Raw genomic sequence first — 3,756 nt, 5'->3', positions numbered from 1 at the left:
CCAGATCCCATAGATCCTGCTCCAACGACTCCGACTGTTTTAATTTGTGACATCTTGTCTCCCCCTTTGTTTTACTATCTATAGTGTACCGAATATGGAAACGTATTCATCAGTAGCTTTGAGGAAGTCGCCACTTTTTTTCAGCGAAAATAACTAAAAAATTTCGAAGCCAATTTTCTATCACTATAAATGCGGAAAATATTCTATACCATACGATAATAGCCAACTATCTTTAACTCATCCTTTTATCATCCTCAGAAACTTCTATGAACGAGCCCTGATCTAATAATTTTGGCTGTCCTTCTGCCTCACTCAAAAGTTGTCAAAAAATAAACCATGATGGTTGGCATGTCACTCATCATGGTTCACTCAATTTAACTGATTGATATTAATTTTGTTCAAATACTTCATAGCCCATTAAATCGACTAATTTATAGGCCAAAATATAATTAAAGCGTTCCTTACTATTATCAATATCTGTATGGACGAGTTCTCGTACCTTATCTAAGCGGTAAGTCAAGGTCGACCGATGAAGAAAGAGTTCGTTAGCTGTTTCTTGAATCTGACCCCCGTTAAAGACATAAGATTTCAAAGTTTCGTAATAATTGATTGTCTGATTTTGAGATTGTAGATAGATATTTCGCAAATAAGTATTGACAAACATCCGGGCAATCGGTAGGTTCTCTAATTCTTTTAATAAAGTATAGGAACCCAGATCGTCAAAGTGCGCCATATTCTTCTGTTCAAAATCACTCGACTGATCTAAGACCATAATCGTCTGTAAGGCTCGTTGGTAATGTCGATAATAAGAATCACTCTGATCGGTCAAACCACCAATGCCGATATACACCGCTTGGTCCATATGCTGATTAATATAGTCTTGGAAATCTTGCCAAAAATCACCCTTGACTAGGTTCTGTGGAACAAAACAAACGAGTTTGTTATCGATTCGGCTAGATACAATAGAACGATAATGATTGGCTAAGGCTTTTTGTAGGGTAATATATTGGCTGCGCAATGTCATTAAATTCTCAAAGTCGTTAACCGCTGAACTGGTCGCAATCACTACCACATAATGCGGTTTCGAAATATCCCATTGATGCATGGCCGCAAATTCAAGGATGGGCGTCATCGATTCAATATTGGTCGAGAGTAATTTCTGGATAAAAGACTCTTTAACCTCTTCCTTGGACGACCATTCGATTTGTTTCTTGATAAACTGAACCGAATAAATATTATTCAACATATTCCAGGCCACTTTATCCAGATCATTCTGATAAAATACAGCTTTTTCAATGGCTAAAAAGCCATAATGATCGATACCATCATCAATCGCATTGACTTGGAAAACATGACGATCATTGACTGTCATGGTAAAGGCCTTGCGATTAAGATTAACCTGATCACGAATTTCCTGACCAGCCTGACGGATTTTGTCCTTACTAAGATGTCGTCCTTTGGGGATATAATCGTCAACCAAATTCATATACTGATCGAACAACAAGACCATCCCGTTAATCAAGCGACCAACCATTTGATTGGTAGAACGTATATCATTCGTGTCTACTGTCCCTTTAATCAGTTTTTGTTGAATCCGTAGCAGCATCTCTAAATCCATTTGCCGTTGTTGCTCATTATGAATCAACTGATGGTTCTCATAAATCGTAGCAAAATAATTACTATACATGGTCAGCAAGTCATAATCGTCATGATTGAAGAAGTCATCATAATCTTTCTGAGCAAAAATGACCCCAATCATTTCCATATCTAAATGAATGGGAATGGTAATCCGGAAATAGCCAACTTCTTCCACCCGCGGCAGAACGTCCTTAATAAAATTCGAGGCAGTAGTGACAATTTTTGCTTTGAGACTGACCCCCTGATAGGTTGGCCGCTGGAGCACCAGATTACTTTTATCCTGATTAAATAAGTAGATCCCTACTTTCTTACAATGGGTTTCTTTACCAATATGATAGACGACTTCTTCAACTAACCGATCTAGATCGGTACCTTGTAAATTATCGGCTTGGAAAGTCAACAATCGCTCAGCTCGTTGCTCGCCCTTACGAATCAGATTAATCGACATGGCCACATAATTTCCTAACTCATCAAAAGCCTCTTTCAATTGGCCATAGAGCTTGGTTGGCTCATAATAACCAACAAAACAGAGCCCATAAAGCGAATCCTCGTCACGAATCGGAATCGAGAACCAATCTTGAATGCCGAATTTTTCGATATATAATTCGAACAAAGTATCTTGATAAACTTCATTGTCGCCCCGCGTACTATGATTAAGAATCTGCGGACTAATTGTCGTCGTATTAATCGGCACAATCTTTAACGGGGGATTCTTCATCCCAATACTTGAATGCAGTTCTAACCGGTTCTCATTTTTATTCATAATAAACACAACATCCGCATTCATGGTGTCCATAATTAATTTGGACAGGTGTTTTAAGATAGCATCGGTTGTATCTAAACGCATTAATTGCCGAGATAGGCCTCGCAAATGCTCTTCCATTTCATGAATAAAGACATTCTCTTCCAAGGCATCACCTCCACTCATAATAATCTCATTATTATTATCTCACTCTAACTGATTATATCAAGATATATGATATGAAGAATCTCTAAAAAAGATTACCCAAACGTCTAAGCAAACGTTTGAGTAATCTTGAGAAAGGATACTCTATAGAATAGTAAATTTATTTAAAAGCCGAAAAGTCTGGACGACGGCCTTCAATTACCGCATTTAAGCCTTCTTCAGCTTCTGGATTACCGAACATGGATGAAAGTTGACCCAGTTCAATCTGAATCCCTTCATCGATTGACGCAGGTGTTTGAGCGTCCACTAATTCTTGAATGACCTTGACTGAATTTGGACTCTTATAGCCAACTTTCTTTGCCACTTTAGCTGCAAATTCCGGACTCACTCCTTCAACCGCTTGGCCAGCGAGTGTGTGCTCGATATTCTCAGCTTTAAAGGCTGTAACCATTTCTTGATATTTATCAGCGAGTGGATGAGCTTGGTATTTGTCAGCTGGAACGCCTTGAGCGACTAATTTTTCAATCGTCTTTTCTACTTCATCGGCTGGAACCAGTGCATCGACGATACCCATTTCAGAAGCATCCGCTGCGGATATATTCTCACCAGTTAAGCCATAATATTTAGTAAGCTCAGGCCCGACAAATTTATTCGTTCTAAGTAAACCACCATATCCAGGATAGATTCCTAGACCACTTTCTGGGAAACCAAAAGATCCCTTATCGGTAGCAATAATATATTGGCAAGCTAAAGCTAATTCAGAACCCCCACCTAGTGATAAACCATCAACGACGGCAATCGTTGGTTTTTTCGATGTTTCTAAATCTCTTAGTAACTCATGACCTTGACGGGTAAAATCAACAATTTTATCAACGGTTTTAGCCTTTACATTCTCAACAAAGAATTTCAAATCTGCTCCGGCAACAAAGGCTTTCTCACCCGATCCTTGGATGACAATCCCTTTTACCGAATCGTCATCGCTGGCTTGTTTAAAGGCTTGCTCAAGTCCAGCAATTACATCGTGGTTAATGGCATTCAAGGCCTTTGGTCGGTTAATCGTAATATAGGCAATCTGATTTTTCTCTTCATATAATACTACTGAATCTGTCATCGATGTTGTCCCCCTTATTTGATTCTTTCCTTATTTCTTATCGTAGTCGTAGTAACCCTTCCCAACCTTGCGACCAATGCGGCCAGCACGAACTAAGTTC

2 protein-coding genes are annotated in these 3,756 nt (G+C 39.0%); both read right to left on the bottom strand.

Features of this window, described 5'->3' with window-relative positions; all coding sequences use genetic code 11:
* Positions 1-388: 388 nt before the first annotated feature.
* Complete coding sequence (locus BMX34_RS09525; protein WP_159428920.1) at positions 389-2,548, bottom strand: helix-turn-helix domain-containing protein; 2,160 nt, start codon at positions 2,546-2,548, stop codon at positions 389-391.
* A 157-nt stretch (positions 2,549-2,705) separates the two neighbouring features.
* Entirely contained in the window at positions 2,706-3,656 is a 951-nt protein-coding gene (locus BMX34_RS09520) for an enoyl-CoA hydratase/isomerase family protein (protein WP_092572767.1), read from the bottom strand.
* Positions 3,657-3,756 lie beyond the last annotated feature (100 nt).

It is taken from the genome of Ignavigranum ruoffiae (assembly GCF_900110675.1).
In the GTDB taxonomy this organism is placed as follows: domain Bacteria; phylum Bacillota; class Bacilli; order Lactobacillales; family Aerococcaceae; genus Ignavigranum; species Ignavigranum ruoffiae.
Note: the sequence above shows the minus strand (reverse complement) of the source record. Positions and strands in the feature narration are given on the sequence as shown.